The organism is Paenibacillus sp. FSL H7-0735 (assembly GCF_038008505.1).
Taxonomy (GTDB): domain Bacteria; phylum Bacillota; class Bacilli; order Paenibacillales; family Paenibacillaceae; genus Paenibacillus_AQ; species Paenibacillus_AQ odorifer.
Window position 1 is genome coordinate 1,372,178 of the sequence record NZ_JBBOZH010000001.1, and the last position, 23,015, is coordinate 1,395,192.

Annotated in this window: 21 protein-coding genes; 13 read left to right on the top strand and 8 right to left on the bottom strand. The window is 44.5% G+C overall.

The genetic code is table 11. The annotated features are described in order from the left end of the window. The first annotated feature begins 153 nt into the window (after window positions 1-153). A complete protein-coding gene (locus NSS82_RS06285) occupies window positions 154-1,629 on the top strand; it encodes an amidase family protein (protein WP_076273326.1) in 1,476 nt (491 codons plus the stop codon). A 36-nt stretch (window positions 1,630-1,665) separates the two neighbouring features. Continuing rightward, window positions 1,666-2,196, top strand: a complete 531-nt coding sequence (locus NSS82_RS06290; RefSeq protein ID WP_076104689.1) for an NAD(+) diphosphatase — start codon at window positions 1,666-1,668, stop codon at window positions 2,194-2,196. A 47-nt stretch (window positions 2,197-2,243) separates the two neighbouring features. On the opposite strand, the gene NSS82_RS06295 is transcribed toward NSS82_RS06290, so the two are convergent. The 5 genes from NSS82_RS06295 to NSS82_RS06315 form a co-directional block, all read right to left on the bottom strand. Next, window positions 2,244-3,932, bottom strand: a complete 1,689-nt coding sequence (locus NSS82_RS06295; protein ID WP_076273327.1) for a glycoside hydrolase family 13 protein — start codon at window positions 3,930-3,932, stop codon at window positions 2,244-2,246. Window positions 3,933-3,966: 34 nt separating this feature from the next. After that, entirely contained in the window at window positions 3,967-4,788 is an 822-nt protein-coding gene (locus NSS82_RS06300; RefSeq protein WP_178944256.1) for a carbohydrate ABC transporter permease, read from the bottom strand. Next, the gene (locus tag NSS82_RS06305; RefSeq protein WP_076273328.1) at window positions 4,785-5,651 is read right to left on the bottom strand and encodes a carbohydrate ABC transporter permease; all 867 of its coding nucleotides are present in this window, start codon (window positions 5,649-5,651) and stop codon (window positions 4,785-4,787) included. Before NSS82_RS06305 ends, NSS82_RS06300 begins: the two co-directional genes overlap by 4 nt. A 77-nt stretch (window positions 5,652-5,728) precedes the next feature. Then, window positions 5,729-6,994: an ABC transporter substrate-binding protein gene (locus tag NSS82_RS06310; RefSeq protein WP_038569000.1), complete on the bottom strand. Its 1,266-nt coding sequence runs from the start codon at window positions 6,992-6,994 to the stop codon at window positions 5,729-5,731. Between the two features lie 155 nt (window positions 6,995-7,149). Further along, window positions 7,150-8,154 carry a LacI family DNA-binding transcriptional regulator gene (locus tag NSS82_RS06315; RefSeq protein ID WP_036680403.1) on the bottom strand — a complete coding sequence of 335 codons (1,005 nt, stop codon included), beginning with the start codon at window positions 8,152-8,154 and terminating at the stop codon, window positions 7,150-7,152. A 346-nt stretch (window positions 8,155-8,500) separates the two neighbouring features. Between NSS82_RS06315 and NSS82_RS06320 the strand changes: the two genes are divergently transcribed. The 11 genes from NSS82_RS06320 (at window position 8,501) to NSS82_RS06370 (ending at window position 19,513) form a co-directional block, all read left to right on the top strand. Then, window positions 8,501-9,454: an AraC family transcriptional regulator gene (locus tag NSS82_RS06320; RefSeq protein WP_052096809.1), complete on the top strand. Its 954-nt coding sequence runs from the start codon at window positions 8,501-8,503 to the stop codon at window positions 9,452-9,454. Between the two features lie 6 nt (window positions 9,455-9,460). Next, window positions 9,461-10,540, top strand: a complete 1,080-nt coding sequence (locus NSS82_RS06325; protein ID WP_036680405.1) for a Gfo/Idh/MocA family protein — start codon at window positions 9,461-9,463, stop codon at window positions 10,538-10,540. Between the two features lie 47 nt (window positions 10,541-10,587). After that, window positions 10,588-11,319, top strand: a complete 732-nt coding sequence (locus tag NSS82_RS06330) for a ThuA domain-containing protein (protein WP_036680406.1) — start codon at window positions 10,588-10,590, stop codon at window positions 11,317-11,319. Continuing rightward, window positions 11,320-12,288 carry a sugar phosphate isomerase/epimerase family protein gene (locus NSS82_RS06335; RefSeq protein WP_076186757.1) on the top strand — a complete coding sequence of 323 codons (969 nt, stop codon included), beginning with the start codon at window positions 11,320-11,322 and terminating at the stop codon, window positions 12,286-12,288. Window positions 12,289-13,507: 1,219 nt separating this feature from the next. Then, the gene (locus NSS82_RS06340; protein WP_052096810.1) at window positions 13,508-14,419 is read left to right on the top strand and encodes a L,D-transpeptidase family protein; all 912 of its coding nucleotides are present in this window, start codon (window positions 13,508-13,510) and stop codon (window positions 14,417-14,419) included. Window positions 14,420-14,798: 379 nt separating this feature from the next. Beyond that, complete coding sequence (abc-f, locus tag NSS82_RS06345) at window positions 14,799-16,649, top strand: ribosomal protection-like ABC-F family protein (protein WP_076104687.1); 1,851 nt, start codon at window positions 14,799-14,801, stop codon at window positions 16,647-16,649. Between the two features lie 146 nt (window positions 16,650-16,795). Beyond that, window positions 16,796-17,095 (top strand): hypothetical protein, encoded by a 300-nt coding sequence (locus NSS82_RS06350; RefSeq protein ID WP_143759033.1) that lies wholly within the window; start codon window positions 16,796-16,798, stop codon window positions 17,093-17,095. Window positions 17,096-17,099: 4 nt separating this feature from the next. After that, a complete protein-coding gene (locus NSS82_RS06355; protein WP_076104685.1) occupies window positions 17,100-17,423 on the top strand; it encodes a hypothetical protein in 324 nt (107 codons plus the stop codon). A gap of 142 nt (window positions 17,424-17,565) precedes the next feature. After that, window positions 17,566-18,105: an RDD family protein gene (locus NSS82_RS06360; RefSeq protein WP_038569014.1), complete on the top strand. Its 540-nt coding sequence runs from the start codon at window positions 17,566-17,568 to the stop codon at window positions 18,103-18,105. 117 nt (window positions 18,106-18,222) lie between these two features. Next, a complete protein-coding gene (locus tag NSS82_RS06365) occupies window positions 18,223-18,657 on the top strand; it encodes a MarR family winged helix-turn-helix transcriptional regulator (RefSeq protein ID WP_036680418.1) in 435 nt (144 codons plus the stop codon). A 46-nt stretch (window positions 18,658-18,703) separates the two neighbouring features. Then, window positions 18,704-19,513 (top strand): SDR family NAD(P)-dependent oxidoreductase, encoded by an 810-nt coding sequence (locus NSS82_RS06370; protein WP_076104684.1) that lies wholly within the window; start codon window positions 18,704-18,706, stop codon window positions 19,511-19,513. Between the two features lie 77 nt (window positions 19,514-19,590). Here NSS82_RS06370 and NSS82_RS06375 read toward each other — a convergent pair whose 3' ends face one another. From NSS82_RS06375 to NSS82_RS06385, 3 genes are read right to left on the bottom strand one after another with little or no spacing between them, the layout of a single operon-like run. Then, entirely contained in the window at window positions 19,591-21,885 is a 2,295-nt protein-coding gene (locus tag NSS82_RS06375; RefSeq protein ID WP_076104683.1) for a carboxypeptidase-like regulatory domain-containing protein, read from the bottom strand. After that, a complete protein-coding gene (locus NSS82_RS06380; RefSeq protein WP_076104682.1) occupies window positions 21,875-22,213 on the bottom strand; it encodes a hypothetical protein in 339 nt (112 codons plus the stop codon). The genes NSS82_RS06375 and NSS82_RS06380 overlap by 11 nt, the downstream gene beginning before the upstream one ends. Beyond that, window positions 22,210-22,914 carry an RNA polymerase sigma factor gene (locus NSS82_RS06385; RefSeq protein WP_305953530.1) on the bottom strand — a complete coding sequence of 235 codons (705 nt, stop codon included), beginning with the start codon at window positions 22,912-22,914 and terminating at the stop codon, window positions 22,210-22,212. Before NSS82_RS06385 ends, NSS82_RS06380 begins: the two co-directional genes overlap by 4 nt. Window positions 22,915-23,015 lie beyond the last annotated feature (101 nt).

Consider the following 23,015-nt stretch of genomic DNA (forward strand, 5'->3'; position numbering starts at 1 on the left):
AAAATTTAACTTCGAAAATACCCTATCATCTGTAGCCGAGGGAGTCAAATAGCTGAATATAACTATAGTTAAACTCTCCATATTATTGAGGTGAAATTTTGTGGTAGGTTTATACTAGAGGCAATTTTATTTTTTTTGGAAGGAGTTATTCGTATGAAGAATAAACTTCAGGAATGGATTATTGAGGCGGATATAATTAAAATGCAAGAGGCTCTGGAAGCAGGTTTAATTACCTCAGAGGATATAGTTCAAGTATATTTGGAGCGGATCCATAAATACGATACAGACATAAACTCTATTTTAGAAATAAATCCAGAGACTATACAAATCGCGCGAGCACTCGATAAAGAACGAGCAGAAAAAGGGAGCCGGGGGAGCCTGCACGGTATTCCTATTGTATTGAAGGATAATATAGACACCGCGGATAAGATGCATACAAGTGCCGGTTCTGTAGCTTTAGCTGGATCAATTGCGGCAAAAGATTCATTTGTAGCGGCCAAGCTTCGATTGGCGGGGGCTATTTTACTTGGGAAGGCGAATATGTCGGAATGGTCTAATTTTATGTCTAGTACAATGCCTGCGGGATATAGCTCGCGGGGAGGGCTTGTACTGAATCCGTATGGACCTGGGACGGTATTTGTCAGTGGTTCCAGCTCTGGGCCTGCGGCAGCCGTAGCAGCGAATCTGGCAGCAGCAGCGATCGGAACGGAAACCGCAGGATCTATTATCGGTCCAGCCAGCCAACATGCTCTTGTCGGAATCAAACCTACGGTGGGATTAGTCAGCCGTACTGGAGTCATTCCCATTTCAGTAAGTCAGGATACCCCTGGCCCTATAGCTAGAACGGTTACAGATGCGGCAATTATTTTAGGGGCATTAACCGGAGTGGACGCCAACGATTCAGCAACATTTTCAAGCAAAAAATACGCTTATACAGACTATACTTCAAGTTTAGATAAAAGCTTTATACGACAAGCAAGAATAGGTATTCCACGGCATTATTATAAGCATTTAGACACTGAGAGGCTTGCAATTATGGAAGCAGCTATCTTGACCTTGAAGAATGAAGGGGCTACCATTATAGATCCTGTCACAGTACATGTTGAACAACAGAATTGGAATAATGATGTGATTTGTTATGAATTTAAAAAAGGGCTCAACCAGTATTTAGCACAAGTAGATGAATCCGTTCCGATTCACTCTTTGCAGGAATTGATAGCCTATAATGAAAGACATGCTGAGATTGCCTTGCAATATGGACAAGACACTCTGACAAGATCAGAAGAAATAACATTAACTGAAGAGGTCTATGAAGAGAAGAGACAAGAATACAAGGAATTAGCGCTTGAGCAAGGAATAGATTATGTGTTGGAACAATATAGTTTAGACGCGTTATTGCTGCCTGGCGATGTAGATGGCATGTATATTGCCGCACGCTTAGGTTATCCATTAGTTACCGTTCCGGCGGGATATGTATCTCAAGGCATTATTGATGCGGATGGGGATTCGACCAGGGGGCCTTTTGGTGTTGTTTTTTCCGGAAAAGCTTATAGCGAGCCTACGCTCATAGCCTTAGCATACGGGTTTGAACAAGCTACGTATCACCGGATTCCTCCTCAATTGGAGTAGAATTAGGCTAACTTAGAATAGAAGGAAGCGATCAGTTTGAAGTATTGCCTGGAATGTGGGACTGCGTTAGTAATGAAAGAAGCCGATGGGGAAGGGCAGGTACCTTATTGTAATGCATGTGAAATGTTCCGATTCCCTATTTTCAGCACGGCGATTAGTACAGCAGTATTAAACAGGGAGAAAAACAAGATTTTATTAATTCAGCAATATAATCGGCCAGACTACATATTACTCGCAGGATACGTGAACAAAGGTGAAGATGCGGAAACGACTCTCGTACGTGAGGTAAAAGAAGAGGTAGGACTTGATATTGTCGCTTATGAATATATGCGCAGCTTGTACTTCGCACCATCCAATACGCTAATGCTGAATTTTATAGGTGTTGCAGATTCGGAGGACTTGAGCCAGGTGAGTACTGAGGTTGATCATGCTGAATGGTTTACCTTGGAAGAAGCCGCCAGAGCGATTAAAAAGAACAGCCTAGCCGAAACCTTCTTACTGGCGATTATTGAGAAATTGAACGCGGGACAGGTACAGGTCAATCCGGTAGCTGTTGGAGGAAAGTAAAAAGGAGCCATGAGGCTCCTTTTTGTTGTTTCCATGCAAGGGGGTAATTATTTAAGCTTATACACACGAGCTTCATAAGGGCGAAGCTGAATTGTATTTAGTTCTTCTTCTGGATTTACCTCGTAGTTGGCAATAAGCAGTTCCTTCGTTTGAAATTTCACAGTGGGAGGAAGCTCGAAGGTCGCAGGCTCTCCGAAGAAATTCAATACAACCAGTAGCTGTTCTTCTCCAAGAGTACGCAGATAAGCATAGATTTGTTCGTTCTCTTCAGCCAATATCGTATAGCTACCATATACGATAATTTCATGCTGCTTGCGCAGCTCAATAAGTCTCTTATAATAGTAAAAAATAGAATCAGGATCAGCCAGCGCCTGCTCCACATTAATTTCCTTGTAATTAGGATTTACGGCTAGCCAAGGAGAGCCCGTCGTGAAGCCTGCCTGCGGCTCGGCGTTCCATTGCATTGGCGTACGGCCATTGTCCCGGCCTTTAATGTAAATGGAGTTCATGATAGCTTCTTCCGAATGTCCGGCAGCCAAGTATTCTTTATACATATTCAAGATTTCAATATCTTTGTAATCGTTGATGGAATCAAACTGTACATTCGTCATGCCGATTTCTTCGCCTTGATAGATGTAAGGTGTGCCTTGGAGCGTGTGCAGCAGTGTTGCGAGCATCTTGGCAGACTCTTTCGGATATAACTTATCATCTCCGAAGCGGGATAACATACGCGGCTGATCGTGGTTGTTCATATACAGACTGTTCCAACCTTTACCGTCCAGCGCGACTTGCCATTTGGAAATGATGGACTTGATGTCCGCCAGCTTCCAAGGCTGCACATTCCATTTACCTCCAGGTCCGGAATCGACGTCCATGAGCTCGAAATGGAATACCATGTTAAGCTCATTGCGATCCTCGGAAACGTACAAGGAAGCCTCCTCGGGAGTGACATTAACGGCTTCGCCCACTGTCATAATATCGTACTTGGACAGGACCTCACGGTTCATTTCCTGCATATACTCATGTACGCGTGGTCCGTTAACGAAATAGTCTCCTCCGAAGTGGTACGTAGGCTGCTCTCCGTTATTTTCTGGGGCAACGCTAGGTAATTCCGGTACTTTGGAAATCAAGTTGATTACATCCATGCGGAATCCGTCAATGCCCTTGTCCAGCCACCAGGTCATCATATCGTAGACTTCCTGGCGCAGCTTAGGATTATCCCAATTCAGGTCGGGTTGCTTTCTCGAGAAGAGATGGAGGTAATATTCCTCCGACTTCTCATCGAATTCCCAAGCCGAACCGCTGAAGAAGGAGCCCCAGTCGTTAGGCGTCTGTCCGTCCTGGCCCGGCCGCCAGATATAATAATCACGATAAGGATTATCCTGCGATTTGCGGGACTCCACGAACCAAGCGTGCTCATCAGAGGAGTGGTTGACCACGAGATCCATAATCAGCTTCATGCCGCGGCTATGAAGTCCAGCTAGCAGTACCTCCCAATCAGAGAGTGTTCCGAAATCATCCATAATACTTTGATAGTTACTGATATCATAGCCGTTATCGTCGTTTGGCGACTCGTATACCGGGCATAACCAGACTACGTCGACGCCAAGCTGATTTAAATAATCGAGTTTCGAGATAATGCCCTGCAGATCACCGATGCCGTCCCCGTTACTGTCTTTGAAGCTGCGGGGGTAGATTTGATAAACTACGCTTTCTTTCCACCATTTCTTATCCATGTATAACTCTCCTATCTCTCTATATAAATCTTAGTTATTTAATGGACCCTGATGTTAGTCCACTTATAATCCATTTTTGCGCGAACAAATAGACCACGAGCATCGGGGATAAAGCGAGCAGATACGAAGCAAAGGCTAAGTTGAAATCTGTGCTGAATTGACCTTGGAAGACATACTGTACAAGCGGAAGTGTGTATGAATCCTGATCACCGAGCAGAATCAGCGGCAGCATAAAGTCGTTCCAAGTCGACAGACAAGAGAGAATACCAATTGTTGCACTGACCGGAGCAAGAAGTGGGAAGATAATCTTCCAGAACGTTCCGAATGTCGTTGCACCATCTACTGTGGCAGCTTCCTCTAGCTCATACGGAATAGAGCGGATATAGCCAGTGTATACAAACACGTTAAAAGCCAAGCCATAAACAATGTATAGAATAATAAGACCCAAAATGTTGTTCATATGCAGATCCGTTGTCACTTTGACCACAGGCAGCATAATAATCTGGAAAGGAATAAACATTGCGCTGATAAAGTAAAAGTAGAGCGCTTTGAAGAATTTTCGGTTCATATTGCGGGCAATCGCGTAGGCTACCATGGAGTTGGTAAGCAAGATGAACACTACTGATGTTATTGTGATCATGGCGCTATTTCCCAAGGCGTTGAAGAAATTAGTTGCCTTAATGGCATTGGCGAAATTCTCAAAATGCAGGCCAGTCGGCAGTGAAAAGATGGATTGAGCCATTTCCTCGGGATTCTTTAACGCGATAGCAATAGTCATGTACAGCGGAAAAAGGATCAGTAGTGAGCCTAGCGCGATAAGAATCGTTGCAGGCCAGTTGCTTGATTTTTTGATCATAAGTCCATCTCCCGTTTCTGCAGAAATTTAAGCTGAAGGGCGGAGATCACAACGATCACGATAAAATAAATCACGGCGTTCGCCGATTGATAGGCAAATTCTCCGCCTTGGAAGCCGCCTGTATAGATTAAGTGGGCAATGGATTGTGTTGAACGTCCGGGTCCCCCACCTGTCAAGGCTACGATTTGGTCGAATACCATTAAGCCGCCCTTCATCGCCAGCACCATGTTGATCGTGAAGAAGGAAGCAAGCATTGGAAAAGTAATGCTCCAGAATTCTCTCCAGCGGCTAGCGCCGTCCAGATTGGAGGCTTCGTAAAGATCTTGCGGAATCGTCTGTAGACCTGCCAGATAGAGAATCGTGTTATAAGCAATTCCCTGCCAGACGGCTACAATGACGATACCGATCCAGGCCCAATCGGAGTTGCCGAGAATGTTCTGCGAAAGGAATTCGCTGCCAAGCTTCTCGCCCCAGATAGGGAATACATTTGCGAACAAATAGTTGAAAATAAAGCCGACAATCAGCACGCTGAGGATATTAGGCAGGAAATATACACCGCGGAAAAAGTTTTTGGCTTTAATCTTGGTGTTAAGTCCAAGCGCAATCAACAAACTAATGATGTTGATGAGAATAGTTGTTAAGATGGCATATTTAAAAGTGAACACATATGAATTCAGCACATTTTCGTCTTGAAAAATGTTAATGAAGTTCTTGAATCCTACGTAATCAAAGCTGTCACTGAAGCCGTCCCAGTTAGTGAACGAATAATAAATACCCTGCAGTGCAGGAAAGGTGTGAAAGGCAAAGAAAAGAAGCAATGCCGGTATAGTCATTAGATAAAAGGCGACTCGGCGTTTGGCCATCATGTAATCCTCCTTGGAAAAGAGAAAGAGAAGGGGGAGTCCCGTTCTCTTTCTCGGCTCTTATTTGTCAGGTCTTGTTATTTCCGGTCAGCTACCTTATCCCATTCTTTATCAAGCTGTTTCAGGTACGCATCAACATCTTTCTTTTGCAGGAAGGCTTGATTGATGGTATCCACTTTCATGGCACTTGGGATGTAGTGGTCCGCAAAGTCGGCCAAGTTACCTGAGGTAAATGCTGCTTTGAAGCCGTCCATTGTCGGATCATCTTGTGTTACACCTTGCACAGCTGGGAATGCTTTTTGCTCGTTAATGTAGAGGCTGACATTCTCAGGCTGGAGCAGGAATTCAACGAATTTTTTAGCTTCTTCTTTATGTTTAGTGCTCTTAGAGATAGTCAACAATGTGTCTACGCCAGAAATGACCTTATTGTTAGCAGCATCATTTGTCGCTGGGAAAGGGAATACACCAAGCTCAATGGATGGATTAGCCTTCACGATTTCTGGGATCGCCCATACCCCTTGCAGATACATTGCAGATTCACCTTTTGCGAAAGCTGTGTTGCCGTCATTGTAGCCTTTTCCAAAAATATCTTTCTGACCGAACTCCGTCAGCTTAAGCAGCTTTTCAGCAATTTCGTTGAAGCTGTCTGCGAAAGTCACAGTACCTTCAGTACGCTGCTTGAAGAAATCATTGCCTTTTATGATTGTAGAGAGGGAGTTGAACGGCGTAAGGGTTGTCCAGGAATCCTTAAGGGTCAGGTAAAAAGCATTTTTACCGCTGTCCTTGAACTTTTGAGCGACGGCAATGAACTCGTCCCAAGTGGTTGGCACAGTAACGCCGGCTTCAGTGAACATCGCTTTATTGTAAATGACACCACTTGCGTTCGAAGAGAATGGAAGACCATTCAGCTCGCTAGAACCCGTCAGGTCTTTCAGCATTTGAACATAAGCAGGCTGGATACTTTCAGCAAGTGGATCACTAGAGAAGTCTTCAAACAGACCACTTCCGGATAATGTTTTGTAGGTGTCAGTGGCACCGATACCGACCACGTCAGGAATGTCTTTTTTAGCTGCACGAGTCTTCAGTACTGTTTCGGCATCCGGTGGGTTCACTTGAGTGACTACGATGTTCGGATTGGCTTCATTAAATTTCGCAACCAGCTTGTCGAAGGTGGCTTTGGCTTCGGTCTTATTTTGGAAAAACTCGATTTTCACCTTGTCACCGGAGGAGTTCCCGCCGCTAGATGTGTTGTCAGCCGCATTGTTACCACTATTGCTACCGCAGGCGCTAAGCACGGACATAGCCAGTAGACTAACCATTACGGGTTTAATTGTTTTTTTCATGATAAATCCTCCTAATAATGTGTTGGTATTATGGTGAATTTGGTAAGAGTAAACGTTTACGTTGATTGCAAATTTAAATGATATTCATGTTCTTCTAAGCGACGGGTATGCCATAAAAGAAACAGTAAACGTTTACGTAATATTGATAAAAAGACTTAGGTAAGCGATCTTACCGTTTGTCTTTCCACAATTGTGTGATCGACAATCTGGCTGTTCACAGACTCGCCTGTTTCAATCATCTGAATGAGCTTCTCCACGGCGATCTTTCCAATATCGTACAGCGGTTGGCGTACTGTTGTTAAAGGCGGAATAACCATTTTGGCTAATCCAAGATCGTCATATCCCATAATGGAGATATCCTCGGGCACGCTTAGACCATTTTTGATAACGGTGGAGAGGGCACCAATCGCCATTTCATCACTAGCAGCAAAAACGGCAGTCACATCAGGCGCTTGCTCCAAAAGAGTCTCCATAGCTATACTTCCGCTCTCATACAAAAAATCTCCGTAAGCAAGATAGCGGCTGTCAAAAGGAATGCCATTTGCTTCAAGCGCATGCTTGTAACCTTCTGCTCTTGGCGCACCAGCGATAAGATCGCTAGGGTTCCCACTAATCATGGCTATTTTGCGGTGACCTTTTGAAATTAAGTAGAGGATAGCGTCAAAAGCTGCTCGATAATCATCTACTTTCACATAAGGGACCTTGGCGAATTCTGTTTGGGAAGAGACCAGTACAACGGGGATCCTCATGGTTTCTAGCACATCGTAATATTCTTTCTTAAGGACTTCACTAGAAAAAATAATGCCATCAACCTGTTTCTCTCTCAGGAGCTGCAAATACTTCAACGTTCTTTTACCGTCCTGATCGGTATTGCATACCATCACACTGTAGTTCCGGTCATTGGCCAATTCTTCAATACCTTTGAGCAGATCGGAAGAGAAGGCACCAGAAACACTAGGGAACATAACACCAATGGTCTGTGTACGCTTATTGATTAGACCCCGGGCAATCGCATTGGGTTGATAACCAATTTCTTTGATCGCCTCATTTACCTTTTGTTTCGTTTTGTCCGAATACCCACTTAAATTGTTTAGCACGCGAGAGACTGTGGCAATAGAAACGTTCGCTTTCTGTGCAACATCTTTAATCGTTGGGTTCATTCCTATGAGCTCCTTAAACTACGGTTATCCTTGAATTAAACGCTTACGCTGATGAGAGTAAGTTATGAAGGAAGAGAACGTAAACGCTTACCCCGAATATAAATGCTGGTAGGCGCTTTTGTCAACTGTACTTAAAAAATAAAAAAATGATCAAAACTACGCAAGAGCAGTAATCTTTTAATAGGAATGATACCGATGTATATACCAAAAATTTACTTAGAAATATCGGAATTGACAAAAGAATATTGGAGGTCTAACATTTAGAGAGTAAACGCTTACGTAAAATTTTAAAATATGGCATGCAAGCCCTGGTTTTAATGATTTACTCGGATAAGGAGTTGCATTTATGAATATTTATCTCGAGATTCCGGATGTAGATAAGCACTTTCCTTACCGCAGTTTACTCTGCAATGGTGATACGTTGTGTTATCCGCATTGGCATAAAGAAATTGAAATTATCTATGTTACCAAAGGAAGCCTGAATCTGGGAATTAACGATACCCCTATTCACATGGAGCAGGGCGAGGTTCAGTTTATCAATGGTGGGGATGTGCATTATTTTCTCTCTTCACCTGAGAGTGAACGGGTAGTGATTCAATTTGACCTGAATTTGTTCCAAGAAGTAGCCGCTTTGAACGGTAATGACTACTCACTTCGTGAGGTCTTTACGCTTATGGAGTATTCCAGTTCAAGATGGCCCGTGGCAACTGCCGCGAAGGTCAAAGGGCTGATTGAGAGTATTTACGAGGAAGATGTACAGCGAAGAGAAGGGTATGTTTTTCTAATCAAGGCTAGATTGTTTGAACTGCTGACCGTTATTTTACGGGAGGTGCCGAAGAGTCCGATCAAGAAACAGCCTAAGTTCTCGGAAGATACACTGAATCAATCCAGAGAAACACTGGAGAGACTAGAGCGGATTTTTATTTATGTGGAGCAGCATTATCAGGAGGCTATTTCGCTGAATGAGGTAGCTAATTATATGGGTTTTAGTCCTTATTATTTCACCAAATTGTTCAAGAAAAACACGGGCATGACCTTTATCGCGTTCTTAAATGAATACCGGCTTAACAAAGCCAAATGGATCTTGATCAATGAAGATCTGCCGATGTCTGCCGTGGCGGAAGCAGCCGGGTTTGGCAGCGTGAAGACCTTCCATCATTTTTTCAAGGAAGCAACGGGGATATCCCCGCTGAAATACCACAAGACAATATTCGGGAATAATACAGCAAGATTGCAGGAAGAAAGCCCTTCCTCAGCTTTGTATGATAGAGATATCAAAACAGGAATAAGTGGAGGTTAGACCAGAATGACTTTAACAGTAGGAATTATCGGCTGCGGAGGTATTGCGAACGGCAAGCACATGCCCGCGTTAAAAAAAGTAGAAGGTGCGCGAATGGTTGCTTTTTGTGATATCGTCGCTGAACGTGCCGAGAAGGCAAAAGCGGAGTTTGGAGATGAGCAGTCCGTAGTTTACACAGATTATAAAGAGCTTCTTAACGATGCAAGTATAGATGTGATTCATGTATGTACGCCGAACATTTCCCATGCGGAGATTTCCATTGCGGCTATGGAAGCAGGCAAACACGTAATGTGTGAGAAGCCGATGGCTAAAACCACGGCAGAAGCACAAGCGATGATCGAGGCCTCAGAGCGAACTGGGAAAAAGCTGACCATCGGTTATCAGAACCGTTTCAGACCAGATTCAGCTTATCTGCATGCGGTATGTGAGAATAATGAGCTTGGTGAGATCTATTACGCCAGAGCTAAGGCTATCCGTCGTCGCGCTGTCCCAACTTGGGGTGTGTTTTTGGATGAAGAAGCGCAAGGCGGCGGTCCGTTGATTGATATCGGCACCCATGCGCTCGATTTGACCCTGTGGATGATGGATAATTACAAACCTAAATATGTCGTGGGCAACGCTTATCATAAGCTGTCCGGTCGTAAAAATGCTGCAAATGCTTGGGGCCCGTGGGATCCTGAGAAGTTTACAGTTGAGGATTCCGCCATTGGATTCATCACTATGGAGAATGGGGCTACCATCGTCTTAGAAGCAAGCTGGGCACTGAATACACTCGATGTCGGTGAGGCCAAAACGGTACTTTGTGGGACTGAAGGCGGAGCAGATATGGAGAACGGTCTGCGCATTAACGGAGAAGCCTACGGTAAAACCTTTGAAAAGCATATCGGTCTGGATGCCGGTGGCGTCGACTTTTATGATGGTGCGGGAGATGATCCTGCGATGATAGAGGCAGCTCAGTGGATTGACAGCATTGTAAATGACACCGAGCCTGTGGTGAAGCCGGAGCAGGCGTTGGTTGTGACTCGCATCTTGGAGGCTATTTATAAATCCTCTGAAACTGGAATGCCTGTGTTTTTGAATAATTAAGCAAATTCGATGGTCATAGATAAATATGAACTAGGAGTGTGTCCCAAGTGACAAGAGTAACCGTATGGAATGAATTCCGTCATGAACGGCAGGAAGAAAGAATTCTTAAGGTCTATCCGCAAGGTATTCATGGACAACTGGCCAGCTTCCTTCAAGAAGCAGGACTGGACACTAAGACAGCTACGCTGGATGAACCAGAGCATGGACTGACGCAAGAGGTATTGGATAACACGGATGTACTGATCTGGTGGGGACATATCGCCCATCATGAAGTAAGTGATGAGATTGTAAACCGTGTACATGCGCGAGTGCTGCAAGGTATGGGACTTGTAGTGCTTCATTCGGGCCATATGTCCAAAATCTTTATGAAATTAATGGGCACCAGCTGCGATCTGAAATGGCGTGAAGCTGAGGAGAAGGAGCGCCTGTGGGTCATGGACCCAAGTCACCCGATTGCTGAGGGCATTGGTGAATACATCGACTTGGAGCAAGAGGAAATGTACGGTGCGCATTTTGATGTGCCAGCACCAGAGAGTCTTGTATTTGTCGGCTGGTTCGAAGGCGGCAACGTCTTCCCAAGCGGATCGACCTACCGTAGAGGCAGCGGGAAGATCTTTTATTTCCAGCCTGGTCATGAATCTTACCCAACCTATTACAACAAGGATATTCAAAAAGTTATCATCAATGGCGTGAACTGGTGTGCCCCAACGAAACGTGACTATCCGGTTTACGGACATTCTGAAGCCTTAGAGCCTATCAAAGAAAAGGTGGTCGTATAAATGAAATTAGGCGTATTTGATCCTGTATTTGGAAGCTTGAGTCTTGACGAGATGTTAGATAAAATCGCCGCCGCAGGTTTGAATGCGGTAGAAATCGGCTCGGGTGGTAATCCCGGTAATGCTCACTGTCCGACAGATGAGCTGCTTGCCAGCGAGTCAGCACGTCAAGAATATTTGGAAAAGTTCACGAAACGTGGCATTATGATCAGTGCCTTCAGTTGCCATAATAACCCGATTTCACCAGATAAAGAAGAAGCCCGCGCTGGGGATGAAATTCTCCGTAAATCGATCAAGCTGGCTTCACTCATGGGTGTTAAGGTCGTGAACACCTTTTCGGGAACGGCTGGGGACAGCGATGAGGCAAAAGCACCGAACTGGCCAGTCACGCCTTGGCCTACCGTGTACAGCGACATCAAAACCTGGCAGTGGGAACATAAGCTGATCCCTTACTGGAAGGAAATCGGCAAGCTGGCCGAGGAGCATGACGTTAAGATCGGCATCGAGCTGCATGGTGGATTCCTGTGCCATACCCCTTATACGATTTTGAAGCTTAGAGAAGCAACCTGCGATGCTATCGGAGCCAATCTGGATCCGAGCCATCTGTGGTGGCAAGGTATTGATCCTGTAGGTGCTATTAAGATTCTCGGTAAAGCTGGCGCGATTCACCATTTCCATGCCAAGGATACTTACTTGGATCAGGACAACATCAATATGTATGGTTTGACCGATATGCAACCTTATGGCGATGTGCAGACCCGCGCATGGACCTTCCGCTCCGTTGGTTGCGGGCACAGCATATCTGAGTGGTCAGATATCATGAGCGCGCTGCGCACTTACGGTTATGATTACGTGGTGAGCATCGAGCATGAAGACCCTCTTATGACGGTTGACGAAGGCTTCCAACGTGCAGTAACCAATTTGCAATCCATTCTTATTCATGACCAACCTCAGGGTATGTGGTGGGTGTAAGGTCAATTTAGAAAGCCTTGATTCTCTATTAAGAGAATCAAGGCTTTTTCTGTGTGTAGTGGGGGTGGAGGGGAAAACGGAAGAGCGGAAGGGAGTAGAAATGAGCTGGCAAAGAGATAGGGAGGAGGTAGAGACGAGTAGGAGCTAATAAGAAACGAACTAGAAACTAACAAGAAATGAAACAAGAAGCGAACGAAAAGCTAACTAAACACGAACTAACTACCAATCAAAAATGAACTAGTTTGCTAAAGGACTCAGATGCAGCTATTCGCGTGTTTTAGGGTTTTTGGAGCGAGTTTTGGACCCGAGAGACCTTATTGGTCGTGAAAAGTAAGGAATTCGAGGTGATTTGAGCAAATAACTGCGCTGGAGTCCGATAGCATCTCAAAACAGCGGATTTGTTGCAAATAGGGTCTCTGGAGTCCGCAACTAATGTGCTTATGCGCTAGCTGATCTTCGATGGTAAAACCGTAGTTAGTTTGGGGGCTGGTGCTTTGAGCTTCGGTAGAATGGGATACGGGTAAATGTGCAGCGCAGTTAGTCTGGGACTGGAGCGGAGCGTGGTGGAGATGTGGTGGAAAAATGGTGGAGTTTTGGTGCAGATGTGGTAGGTAACTGTGCTAACGGTAACGGGCAAATGAGCGGACGCAGTAATGTATGAGACGTAGGGCGGAAATGTATGAGACATAGGGCAGAAGTGTATGAGATGTAGGGCAGTAATGTATGAGACGTAGGGCAGTAATGTATGAGACATAGGGCAGAAATGATAGAGACATAGGAAAGAACAAGGTAGAACTGTGCTAAAGGACTCAGATGCAGCTATTCGCGTGTTTTAGGGTTTTTTGAGCGAGTTTCGGACCCGAGAGACACTATTGGTCGTGAAAAGCAAGGGATTCGAGGTGATTTGAGCAAATAACTGCGCTGGAGTCCGATAGGATCTCAAAACAGCGAAATAGATGCAAATAGGGTCTCTGGAGTCCGATAGCATCCCAAAACAGCGAAAAAGTTGCAAATAGGGGCTCTAGGGTCCGCAACTTATGTGTGTATGCGTTAGCTGATCTTTGCGTATCCAAAGGTCGGCTTTTTGTCGTGCATTCACTGGTTACAGTATTGCAATCTCTGCGTCAAGCGGGAGGGGACGAGTTGAAAAGAATAGGTACAGGCTGGTACGCAACATATTTGAAATGATTTCGTCTTTATATAACGGAGGTGGAGCAAGATGAATTTATGCTTTTCGGGAGGCCGGTTTCAAACTTTTTTACAGCGGAACATTAAACTGATGCTTGTATTTGGGCTTTTGTTCGCTGCTTGCTTTACAGGAGTTGGAAGGGTGGAAGCTGCTGGCTCAGATCTGATCATCGTGAACAAAAAAACAAACAAACTCGCGTATTTCAGTGACGGCAAGCTGGTGAAGACTTTTCCGGTTGCCACAGGGAAGTCGAAGGAACTGACGCCAGAAGGTAGCTTCAAAATGGTGGTTAAAGTAAAAAACAGACCCTACTACAAAGAGAAAATTCCCGGTGGGGATCCGGCCAATCCGCTTGGCGACCGCTGGCTGGGGCTGGAAGTGAACGGGACCTATGGCACGACGTATGCGATTCACGGCAATAATAATGAGTCATCGATAGGGAAGTATGTTAGCGCTGGTTGTATTCGAATGCATAATGATGATATTCATTGGCTGTATCCAAAAGTAGCCAAGAATACTCGAGTTATCATTACAACGAGCACACTGGCTATGGAGAATATTGCAACTAAAAACGGGTATTCTGTAGGAAGCAATAAGTTTGCGGGGACTTTTGAGATTAATGGGACGACAACAAAGCTGAAGGATCCTTTTATATTGGAAAATTCCCGTGTGTTTGTTCCGCTGAGAGAATCCGTGGCCTTACTGGGTGGAACTTTGCAGAGTGAAGCGGGGACAGGTGCACTGCTAATTACGATCGGCAATCGTACGGTGACACATAAGCCATTATCCAATAAGGCTATTGTGAATGGAAAATCCATTACGATTTTACCGTCACGCAATGAAAATAACCGATTACTAATTCCGCTGAGTATCTTGCCTGATTTATTTGCTGTTCAGGTGCAGTGGAATGCGCAGACTCAGGTGGTAAAGATTAAGTTATAATTGTTCTTGACCTTTTATTTCTGATTTAAATTGTTATATACTGTACTTATTCTAAAAATACGGACAATTACGGAGGGCCACCGACTGATGAATAACTAACACGTTTCCTGAAACAGACCATAAAGTTTGTGAAGTGCATATGCACAAGTCACGGAGCACCCGCGCAGGGTGATAACGGTCAGGGATACGTTTGTCGGTCGGGGGCCTTACGATGCTTTTATATGGATAGTTCTATCTATTGTGTTGGTTTACTCTGCATCCAGCAGGTGATCACGGCCGTAGTCTATCCATGTCTGGGCACATTCCCCCTTCATACGCTATTCGACCGCAGACCGCTGGCTGCGGTTTTTTATTTGCAATGAAATCGGAGGAATGAAAGATGACTGTAATTAAAGCGAAGAATTTACGTAAGGAATGGAACGGGATCCCTTTATTTAAGGAGGTATCCTTTGAGATAGCAGAAGGAGAGCGCGTGCTTTTATTTGGACGAAATGGGATTGGCAAAACCACACTGCTTAAGGGGCTGATCGGTCGGCTTACTTTTGAAGAGGGAAGTATCTATCATGGCCTGTCATCTGAAGAATGGGGTGTGCTCGATCAACAGCTTGAGGTACCAGGGGAAGTAACCGCATTGGACTACGTTCTTTCAGGGTCAGCGCAGCTGCCTGAATTAAAACGCCAGCTCGAAGCCCTCAGTCAGAGATTGCAGGAGCAGAAAGCTGATAACGAAGCTGAGTTGGCTGAATATGCAGAGGTGTACGATCGTTACTTGCAGCTTGATGGATATGGCTGGGAGGTCAAAGCGGAAAAAAGTCTAAAGCAGCTCAAGCTTGAACATGCAGTCTGGGAATTGCCATACGCCTCACTTAGTGGAGGGCAAAAGACACGGGTGCAATTAGCAGCATTATTAGCCCGGCAGCCCAAGCTATTGATTCTGGATGAACCGACCAATCACATAGATGGAGAAACGATGGAGTGGTTGGAGCATTGGGTGTGCAACTACCCTGGAACCGTGTTTTATGTATCACATGATCGTACATTTATTGATCGAACTGCGACGTCTGTGCTGGAGCTTAGTCCGGAGGGATGCCGGCGTTATTCGGGTGGATATACACAGTACCGGGAGCAGAAGACTATAGAGTTGAGAACATTGGAGGGACAATATAAAAAGCAGGAGCAAGAAAAGGAGAAGCTGTTGGAGAGCATTAGGCGGTATGCAGAATGGTTCCAGCAAGCGCATCGTGCTGCCGGACAAAACGATTTCCTGCGTTCGAAATCCAAGAAAAATGTGTCTCGTTTTCATGCCAAGGAAGCTGCGCTGGAACGGTTAAATAAGAACCGTGTAGAATTGCCCCGCGAGACTGGCAAGCTGAAGATGAAGCTGGAAAGCGAAGAGTTTCTGGCAGATTCTTTACTGACACTCCGTGAGATAGAGTTTGCCTATAAGGGGAGTGCGCCTTTTCTTAGGAATTTCAGCTTGTCGCTAAATCGGGGAGACCGATTGTCTATTCTGGGTCCTAATGGTGTTGGAAAGTCTACGCTGTTGAAATTAATTGCAGGGATCAATAAGCCTATAAAAGGTGAAGTACGGCTGCATCCACGGACGACAATCGGTTATTTTGCACAAGAGCTAGATAACTTAGAGATGAACTCTACGATTCTGGATAGCTTGCTTGAACTGCCGGGAATGACCCAGACGGAGGCGCGGACAATTTTGGGTTGCTTTTTATTTACGCGGGACGATGTATTTAAACGGATTGGGGATTTGAGTCTGGGGGAGAAATGCCGTGTGGCTTTCCTCAAGTTGTATTTTGGAAAAGCGAATTTATTGGTCTTAGATGAACCCACTAATTATCTGGACATTGACACTAGGGAACGTGTAGAAGAGGCACTGATGGTGTATCCCGGTGGACTAGTGATGGTCTCTCATGACCGTTATCTTCACTCTAAAGTGGCTAATCGCTTGGTGATATTAGAGCCGTCTCAGGCACCAAAGTTTTTTCAAGGAACGTATGCTGAATACTTCGCAAAAGACAGAACCCGTCTGCTTACTGGTATAGAACAGGCTCGGGAGGATGACCTTGCCCTTCTGCAGCTGCGTCTGAATCAGTTGATTCAGAGTAGCAGTGTGGATTCTGAGGCGGAAAATGCAGCGCTAGTGGCGGAAATCGTTAATTTGCAGCGACAAATACAGGAACTAAGGGGCGAGGGGAAACCCGCATCCTCCTAAGCTGATAAAAAACACAACCTTGCTCAGGATGTATTTATCTTGAACAGGTTGTGTTTTTAGATAGGAGACGTAAGGTGTAAGGTGTATAATTTGGAGGAATGTGGATTTTTTGGCGATAAAGAAACCTTGAGAGGATGGTTGCAGAATTGCTGAAATTGGGCTCTTTTATATTGGAATTACTTCGATTATGTATATTGCTTGTGCTGACTTTATTAGTTTTGGGTTGGGCAGAAAGATTGATCTATCAATTGATATTTGGTCAGCCCGTGTATAACTGGAGTATGGGATTCGGGAATTTATTGTTATTTTTTATGCTGTACCGGAATCATTTTCAGTTTAAAGGCTGGTATAAATCAGAGAAGAACCAAAAGCTAACGCTCCTCACCACAAGAGTAATCACCGTAATTTCCATAGGACTAATAATCCTGCCGCTAGGGCTGGGCTGATCTTATGAAGATTAGAATCATTGGAGCTTGCGGCAGCGGCAAATCCTATATCGCCCGGGAGTTATCTAGAAAATATGGTGTAGAGTATTACGAGACAGACAACTTGGTATGGGACAGAAGTGCCGAGAATTTGCGTTTTTCAGTTGAAGCAAGGGATGCTCAGTTGGAAGAAATCCTTGATAAACCCTCATGGATTCTGGAAGGTGCACATTACAAATGGGGACAAGAGAGTTTTAAAGCTGCTGACTTAATCGTTATTTTGAACCCTAATAAAGTGATCAGGGATTTGAGAGTGGATATGATCAGGAGGCCGCACATAGGATTATAGAGTTAACGGATACTCTGTCTGATAAACGGGTAATTGTTAAAAATAACAAAGAGCTGGAGCCCATTATCCAAGAGCATCTGAGGAAGGGATTGTTAAATAGGGATTGAGCGACAAAGTAAACGATAGAGAGAGGAGTGCTTGCATGGATAACATTCTACCCGAGCATTTGGATCAGGAGAATTTCATAGGGTTTTGGAAAAGAGTGCTGGCTTCCATTCTTGATTTCTTGGTCATTGGAATACCTGGGGTTATCGTATACTGGATACTCAATTCATTAGCTGTTTCATTACACTCGGAGATACCTATTATCCTGGAGTACATTTTGTTTATCGCATTTGATATCTTTATGATCGTTAGATTTGGCGGAACCCCTGGGAAGCTGATTTTAAAAATAAAAATTGTCAATGAACACGGGAATTACCCAACAGTGAAGGAAGCTCTGATTCGAAATGTTTTCCGAATGATTAGTATGATTCTTTCAATGGTAATTGCGGTCAGCAGCTATGACTTTACCGTTATTTCCGCCAAATTATCCTTATGGTCGGATTTGGCTTTTGACCTCACTCAAATCCTGGGTCCAATCATGCTGGTGGATTACTTGTTGGTTGGATTCCATCCCCGTAAACGTGCGATTCACGATTTGCTGGCTGGCACTTATGTTGTTGATAAATCCGCAATTTGAAGAATGCTTTTCACCAAGCATTCTTTTTTTTAATATTAGGTATTTTACTATTAAATATTTTAGTGTTAAAATACTTTTATAAGCAGCCGATCATCATGAATGCCAAAGGAGAACCTCTTGGAAAATCCAGATATTTTTAAGCTAATACATGCAGTTGAATTATTTACGAATGAAGTTATTGTTCGATGGATGAACGCATTTGATCACAATATTGGGATATCTCCAGTTCTAGTCTTGGGTGAATTGAATAAAAAAGGCCCCTTGAAGCAGACTATTTTGGCTAAGAGACTAGGATATACGCCAGGAGCAATGACAAACATTGCTAATCGACTAATTAAGCAGGGGATGGCCGAGCGAAAATATAACGAAGATGATCGACGGAATGTACTTCTATCTATCACGGACAAAGGAAAAGACGTTCTGAAGGAAGCACAGCTTAAGGGACAGGAGCTAAGAGCTGAAATGTTCCAAAAGCTCAATGAGGAGGAACTGCAGCAATTCTTGAAAATCTATGAGAAGTTGTTAACGAGCTTTGATAGCTCTGAAACATAAACCAAGTCATCTTAGAAGCACAATAACATTATAAAGGGGTATGAACATGGGAAGAGTTCAAGGTAAAGTTGCATTAGTAACTGGAGGCGCTTCAGGTATTGGCTTATCAGCTGCCACTCTATTAGCTAGAGAAGGAGCAAAGGTTGTCATTGCCGATTTTAATGTGGAAGCAGCCAAAGAAGCAGCATCTAAGATTAAAAATGAAGGCGGAGAAGCTGAAGGTCTTTTCTTAGATGCCTCCCAAGCGGATTCGATCAAGGAAGCTGTTGATTTCACTGTTGCTCAGTATGGCACCATCACAGTATTGTTCAATAATGTAGGTCTAACTAATCTGCAAAAAGACCTTGATGTGGTCAATATAGATTTGGAAGAATGGGATCGCCTGATGAACGTGAATACTAAAAGTGTTCTGTTAGGCAGCCGTTTTGCTATTCCTCATATGATTAAAGCGGGCGGAGGCTCGATCATTAACACGGCTTCGATGTCAGCATTCGCTGGGGATTCATTGCGTACTGCTTATGGCTCCTCTAAGGCAGCGGTTGTGAACCTTACTCGTTACATCGCTACACAATATGGTAAAGACAAAATCCGTTGTAACGGCGTGGCACCAGGGCTGATCCTGACACCTGCGGCAGCAAGAAATATGCCGCCAGCTGTATTGGATATATTTCAAAAATTCAACGCCCTACCTTATCACGGAGAAGCCGATGATATCGGCAATACGGTTTTGTTCCTGGCATCGGATGAATCCAAATTCATCACAGGCCAAACGATTGAAGTAGAGGGTGGTCATTATATGTCTAACCCAAGTATCACTGATTTCCAGAATTACATGATGGAAGCTAAATCTAAATAAAAGATTATGTGTAATTAAAAATCCGGTCCATGCTCGAATTTATCGAGCGGGGCCGGATTTTGGTTTATTTTAATGAATTAGCGTACCTCTAAAACCTCCTGCATAAAGGTCTTCAGAGCGGAGGGTTTGGCACTTGCGATCCATTGCTTTAACTCATCAGTTTGACCATTCATATACCATCCAAGCTTCTCTTTTAACTCTTGGTCAAAGACTTTAGGTTGATTTTTTCGTTCCGCTAACAGTTGTTTAATCATTTGTGGCCAGCGATACCCACTATGACCAAAGCTGAGTTCAGGATAACGCTCAGCAAGTGTCATTACCGAAGAGAGTGATTCACCAGCGTATAATTCTGCCGCCAAAAAGCTGCCAATAAAACGATGGCTATCATCATACTTTAGGGCGATCGCGAATTGTTTACGAGCTTCTTCAAGCTTCCCTTGTTGCATGAGGGCTGTGGCGTTAATAGAAAGTACATAACCGTTAGTATTGGGTCGGTTTAGTTCGTTGTAGTAGGAATAATATTCGTTATACGACTTCCAGTCGGCATGGTCAAAATAGTACTGCGATAATGTGAAGGCATAATTAGTAGAAGGCTGTAGTTGTATTAGCTTTTCGAGTAAAGGAATCGCCTTATCTTCTAATGTTGTATCCTTTGTGAGGGACGATTTTGCCAGCATCATCTTTACTAGCATGTGCAGGGCATGAACATCCTGTGGGTCATCGGCAATATTTTGTTGGTACATTTCTAGTGCCTGATCCGTTTTCTTATCCAGTAGTAGTTGGTCAGCCGCAGTAAGCTCTCTTTCCTTGAGATAAAAGAACGGCAGATTGCCGACAGTGTCTTCGTTCAGCCTGTAGCCATTACTGCGGGTAATCAGGCGTCCATCTGCATCTAAGGCTTCAATATTCCAAGAAAAGCGCACTTCGGGATTCATAAATCCGAGAAGGGAGAGGGGGTCAATAGATTCCCAGCCATCTCCACTGCTGCCATAGGAAAAACCGCCGCCATCGTAAAGTTCTTCTACTGGAATGGAGATATGATTATCTACAATACGATCCCGAATTTGTACACCCAACACGGCCCCCTCCCCGCCACCGCTTAAACGATAGTAAGCTGCACCTTCAACAGCTTTCCAGCGGAAATCTATGGTCTTGCCCGTTAGGGTTTCCTGATTAATGGGAGACTGCAGCTCAAGCAGAGGTTGTAGAACTATGCTCTCATTCAACCTGCCATCCGGTTTAACTTCAATCCAATCGTCATATTGTACAGGCCAGGTCCAGCCGTCGATCTGATCATAGCCAAGTCCAAGCTGTAACTGATAAAAGCCCGGAATCACACCGTGAAATTCGAAACGTCCTTCAGTATCTGTGACGATTCGGTAGGGTTCAGCAGAAGTGATGCTATGGTTAACTTCGCTTTCAGCACGGAGAAAAATACCTGCCCGCGGAACTGGGGTGCCATCGCTTCGTGTAAGGGTACCGGAGACGACAGCAGTTGAAGTATTTCCCATATCTATAGCAGACTGAATTGCGGTTCGAAGCGATTCCAGCTGTCTTTCAGTATCTGAAGTCCCAGCTTCTGGTGCTGCTGCTGCTGATCCTGTATTGTCTGTGGAGCCTTCGTTCGAACTGCTGGTGGCAGCGTTCATTTGTTTATGAATATCCTGCCAGAATTTTTTGTAGCTCTCCAAGCCATCTTTTACTACGGCAAGTGCTTCCTGCGCTTCGCCTTTTGTAAAGAGTAAACGCCCGGTAAGCCATGCTTTTTGTGCGTTTAGCTCTTCCTGATACTCGGATGGAAAGGGGGTTTGTTCAAGAATTGTTTCAGCGGTTGTTATATCGCCACTATTTAGAGCTCGCTCCGCTCGAAGGAGCTCCAGTTGTTTAGCTATATCGGAGTTGCTGTTTGACTGTTTCGTTGCGGTGATTAGCGCTTGATCTCCATCTTCCTTTTGGCCAAGAGCATCATATTCATAAGCTAACTGCTTAGCCGCAAATATACGTGTATTATCCGAAGGCCCCTCAAGGATATATTCCTCAAGCAAAGGTACTATGTCCTCCGGTAACAGACCGGAACGCTGGGTTTCATCATTACTCCACTGGCTCATCGAAGGGCTGACATTAACGTCATATCTGTAGGGATCATAGCTGTGATCCTTATCAAGGATGTTTGTACGGATTAGCTCGATACGTTTACTCCCGGTTGTGGAAGCCAGCTTTTGCAGAAGATCAGTTCTAGCTATGTTAGATTGAATAGCTGTGCTCTGATCTATCTGCCTTTGTGAAGGTAAGAAGTTAAACAGAAGAATAAGCAGGGAGGCAGGGAGTAACACGAATAACACCAGATGTTTGATTTTTATCTTAATTCTCATGTTTTTTCACCGCCTGCTCGTAGATATCCTTCCAATACGTATTGCCTCCAGCTTCGATTAGTTCTCGGTTCGCACGCTGCGGGGTATTTTGTTGTGGCTGTTGTTTAACCTCTGGTTGATGTAGGGTAAGCGAAACTACTAAAATAATAGCACCGATCGCACCTATAGGTTTGACAGGGATCTCAATTTCTTTATTCCACAGCGCCAATAAACGGGCTCCAAAGGTTGGAGGATGAGTCTGCTTAATGACCCGGTCGTGTCCAGTGAACTGGAGGTTCTTTAATTCTTCATCCAGCTGCTTTTTGATCGCATCGCGTTCTGTATTCATAAGAAATGTCCCTCCTTCACCAAAATCTTTTTTAAGAGCGTCCGGCCTCTGGCGAGTCTGGATTTGATCGTATTTTCAGATGTATTTAATTGCTCGGAAATTTCCCGGATACTCATCTCATGAAAGTAATATAACGTCAGACATTCACGGTATAGATAATCGAGATTTCTCATGGACTCGGCGAGCCTCACGTTATGCCATTCCACCATAAAAAGCTCTTCCGCTCCGGCTGTGAAGTCAGCATCCTCGTTGGTTTGCAGCTCTGACCCTCCCGCCGGGAAAATATTACGCCAGCTCCAAGTCCGTTGCCTCATGCGGCAGCGATTGACCACTATCCGTATCAGCCATGCCTTCAGCCGATCCGGTTCCTGTAACTGACTCATTTTGGCATAAGCTTGAATAAAAGTATCTTGTACCGCTTCTTCGGCACTTTGTCTATCTTTGAGCAGTAAAGAAGCGGTTCGCAGCAGCATATCTCCATATTCGTCCATTAACAGGCGGAGAGCTGACTCATCTTTTGCCACAATTCTCTCTATAATATTCAGATGTAGCTCCCCTCCCTTTACTAATAAGATGCGGATTGGAGGATTAAGGTTGCGTTTGGATGGAAAATTATTCAACAAATGTCGCGATTGCAGTTCGCCGGATAAGAGGTTACTGTTGGAATCTATTGTACAGATTGCAATGGGTCGCTTTTTCAAGCAGGATTAGCTCCTTTCTATTGTACGTTCTGCAATGAAACCCTTCGAGGCTGGGAATGACGGGTAAGGTCATATAGTTCATAGGTTTACGAGTTTACGAG

Coding starts and splice junctions, on each gene's coding strand:
- NSS82_RS06285 (WP_076273326.1), top strand. CDS start 154: ATGAAGAATAAACTTCAGGAATGGATTATTGAGGCGGATATAATTAAA.
- NSS82_RS06295 (WP_076273327.1), bottom strand. CDS start 3,932: ATGGATAAGAAATGGTGGAAAGAAAGCGTAGTTTATCAAATCTACCCC.
- NSS82_RS06300 (WP_178944256.1), bottom strand. CDS start 4,788: ATGATCAAAAAATCAAGCAACTGGCCTGCAACGATTCTTATCGCGCTA.
- NSS82_RS06305 (WP_076273328.1), bottom strand. CDS start 5,651: ATGGCCAAACGCCGAGTCGCCTTTTATCTAATGACTATACCGGCATTG.
- NSS82_RS06310 (WP_038569000.1), bottom strand. CDS start 6,994: ATGAAAAAAACAATTAAACCCGTAATGGTTAGTCTACTGGCTATGTCC.
- NSS82_RS06315 (WP_036680403.1), bottom strand. CDS start 8,154: ATGAACCCAACGATTAAAGATGTTGCACAGAAAGCGAACGTTTCTATT.
- NSS82_RS06320 (WP_052096809.1), top strand. CDS start 8,501: ATGAATATTTATCTCGAGATTCCGGATGTAGATAAGCACTTTCCTTAC.
- NSS82_RS06325 (WP_036680405.1), top strand. CDS start 9,461: ATGACTTTAACAGTAGGAATTATCGGCTGCGGAGGTATTGCGAACGGC.
- NSS82_RS06335 (WP_076186757.1), top strand. CDS start 11,320: ATGAAATTAGGCGTATTTGATCCTGTATTTGGAAGCTTGAGTCTTGAC.
- NSS82_RS06340 (WP_052096810.1), top strand. CDS start 13,508: ATGAATTTATGCTTTTCGGGAGGCCGGTTTCAAACTTTTTTACAGCGG.
- abc-f (WP_076104687.1), top strand. CDS start 14,799: ATGACTGTAATTAAAGCGAAGAATTTACGTAAGGAATGGAACGGGATC.
- NSS82_RS06355 (WP_076104685.1), top strand. CDS start 17,100: ATGAAGATTAGAATCATTGGAGCTTGCGGCAGCGGCAAATCCTATATC.
- NSS82_RS06360 (WP_038569014.1), top strand. CDS start 17,566: ATGGATAACATTCTACCCGAGCATTTGGATCAGGAGAATTTCATAGGG.
- NSS82_RS06370 (WP_076104684.1), top strand. CDS start 18,704: ATGGGAAGAGTTCAAGGTAAAGTTGCATTAGTAACTGGAGGCGCTTCA.
- NSS82_RS06375 (WP_076104683.1), bottom strand. CDS start 21,885: ATGAGAATTAAGATAAAAATCAAACATCTGGTGTTATTCGTGTTACTC.
- NSS82_RS06380 (WP_076104682.1), bottom strand. CDS start 22,213: ATGAATACAGAACGCGATGCGATCAAAAAGCAGCTGGATGAAGAATTA.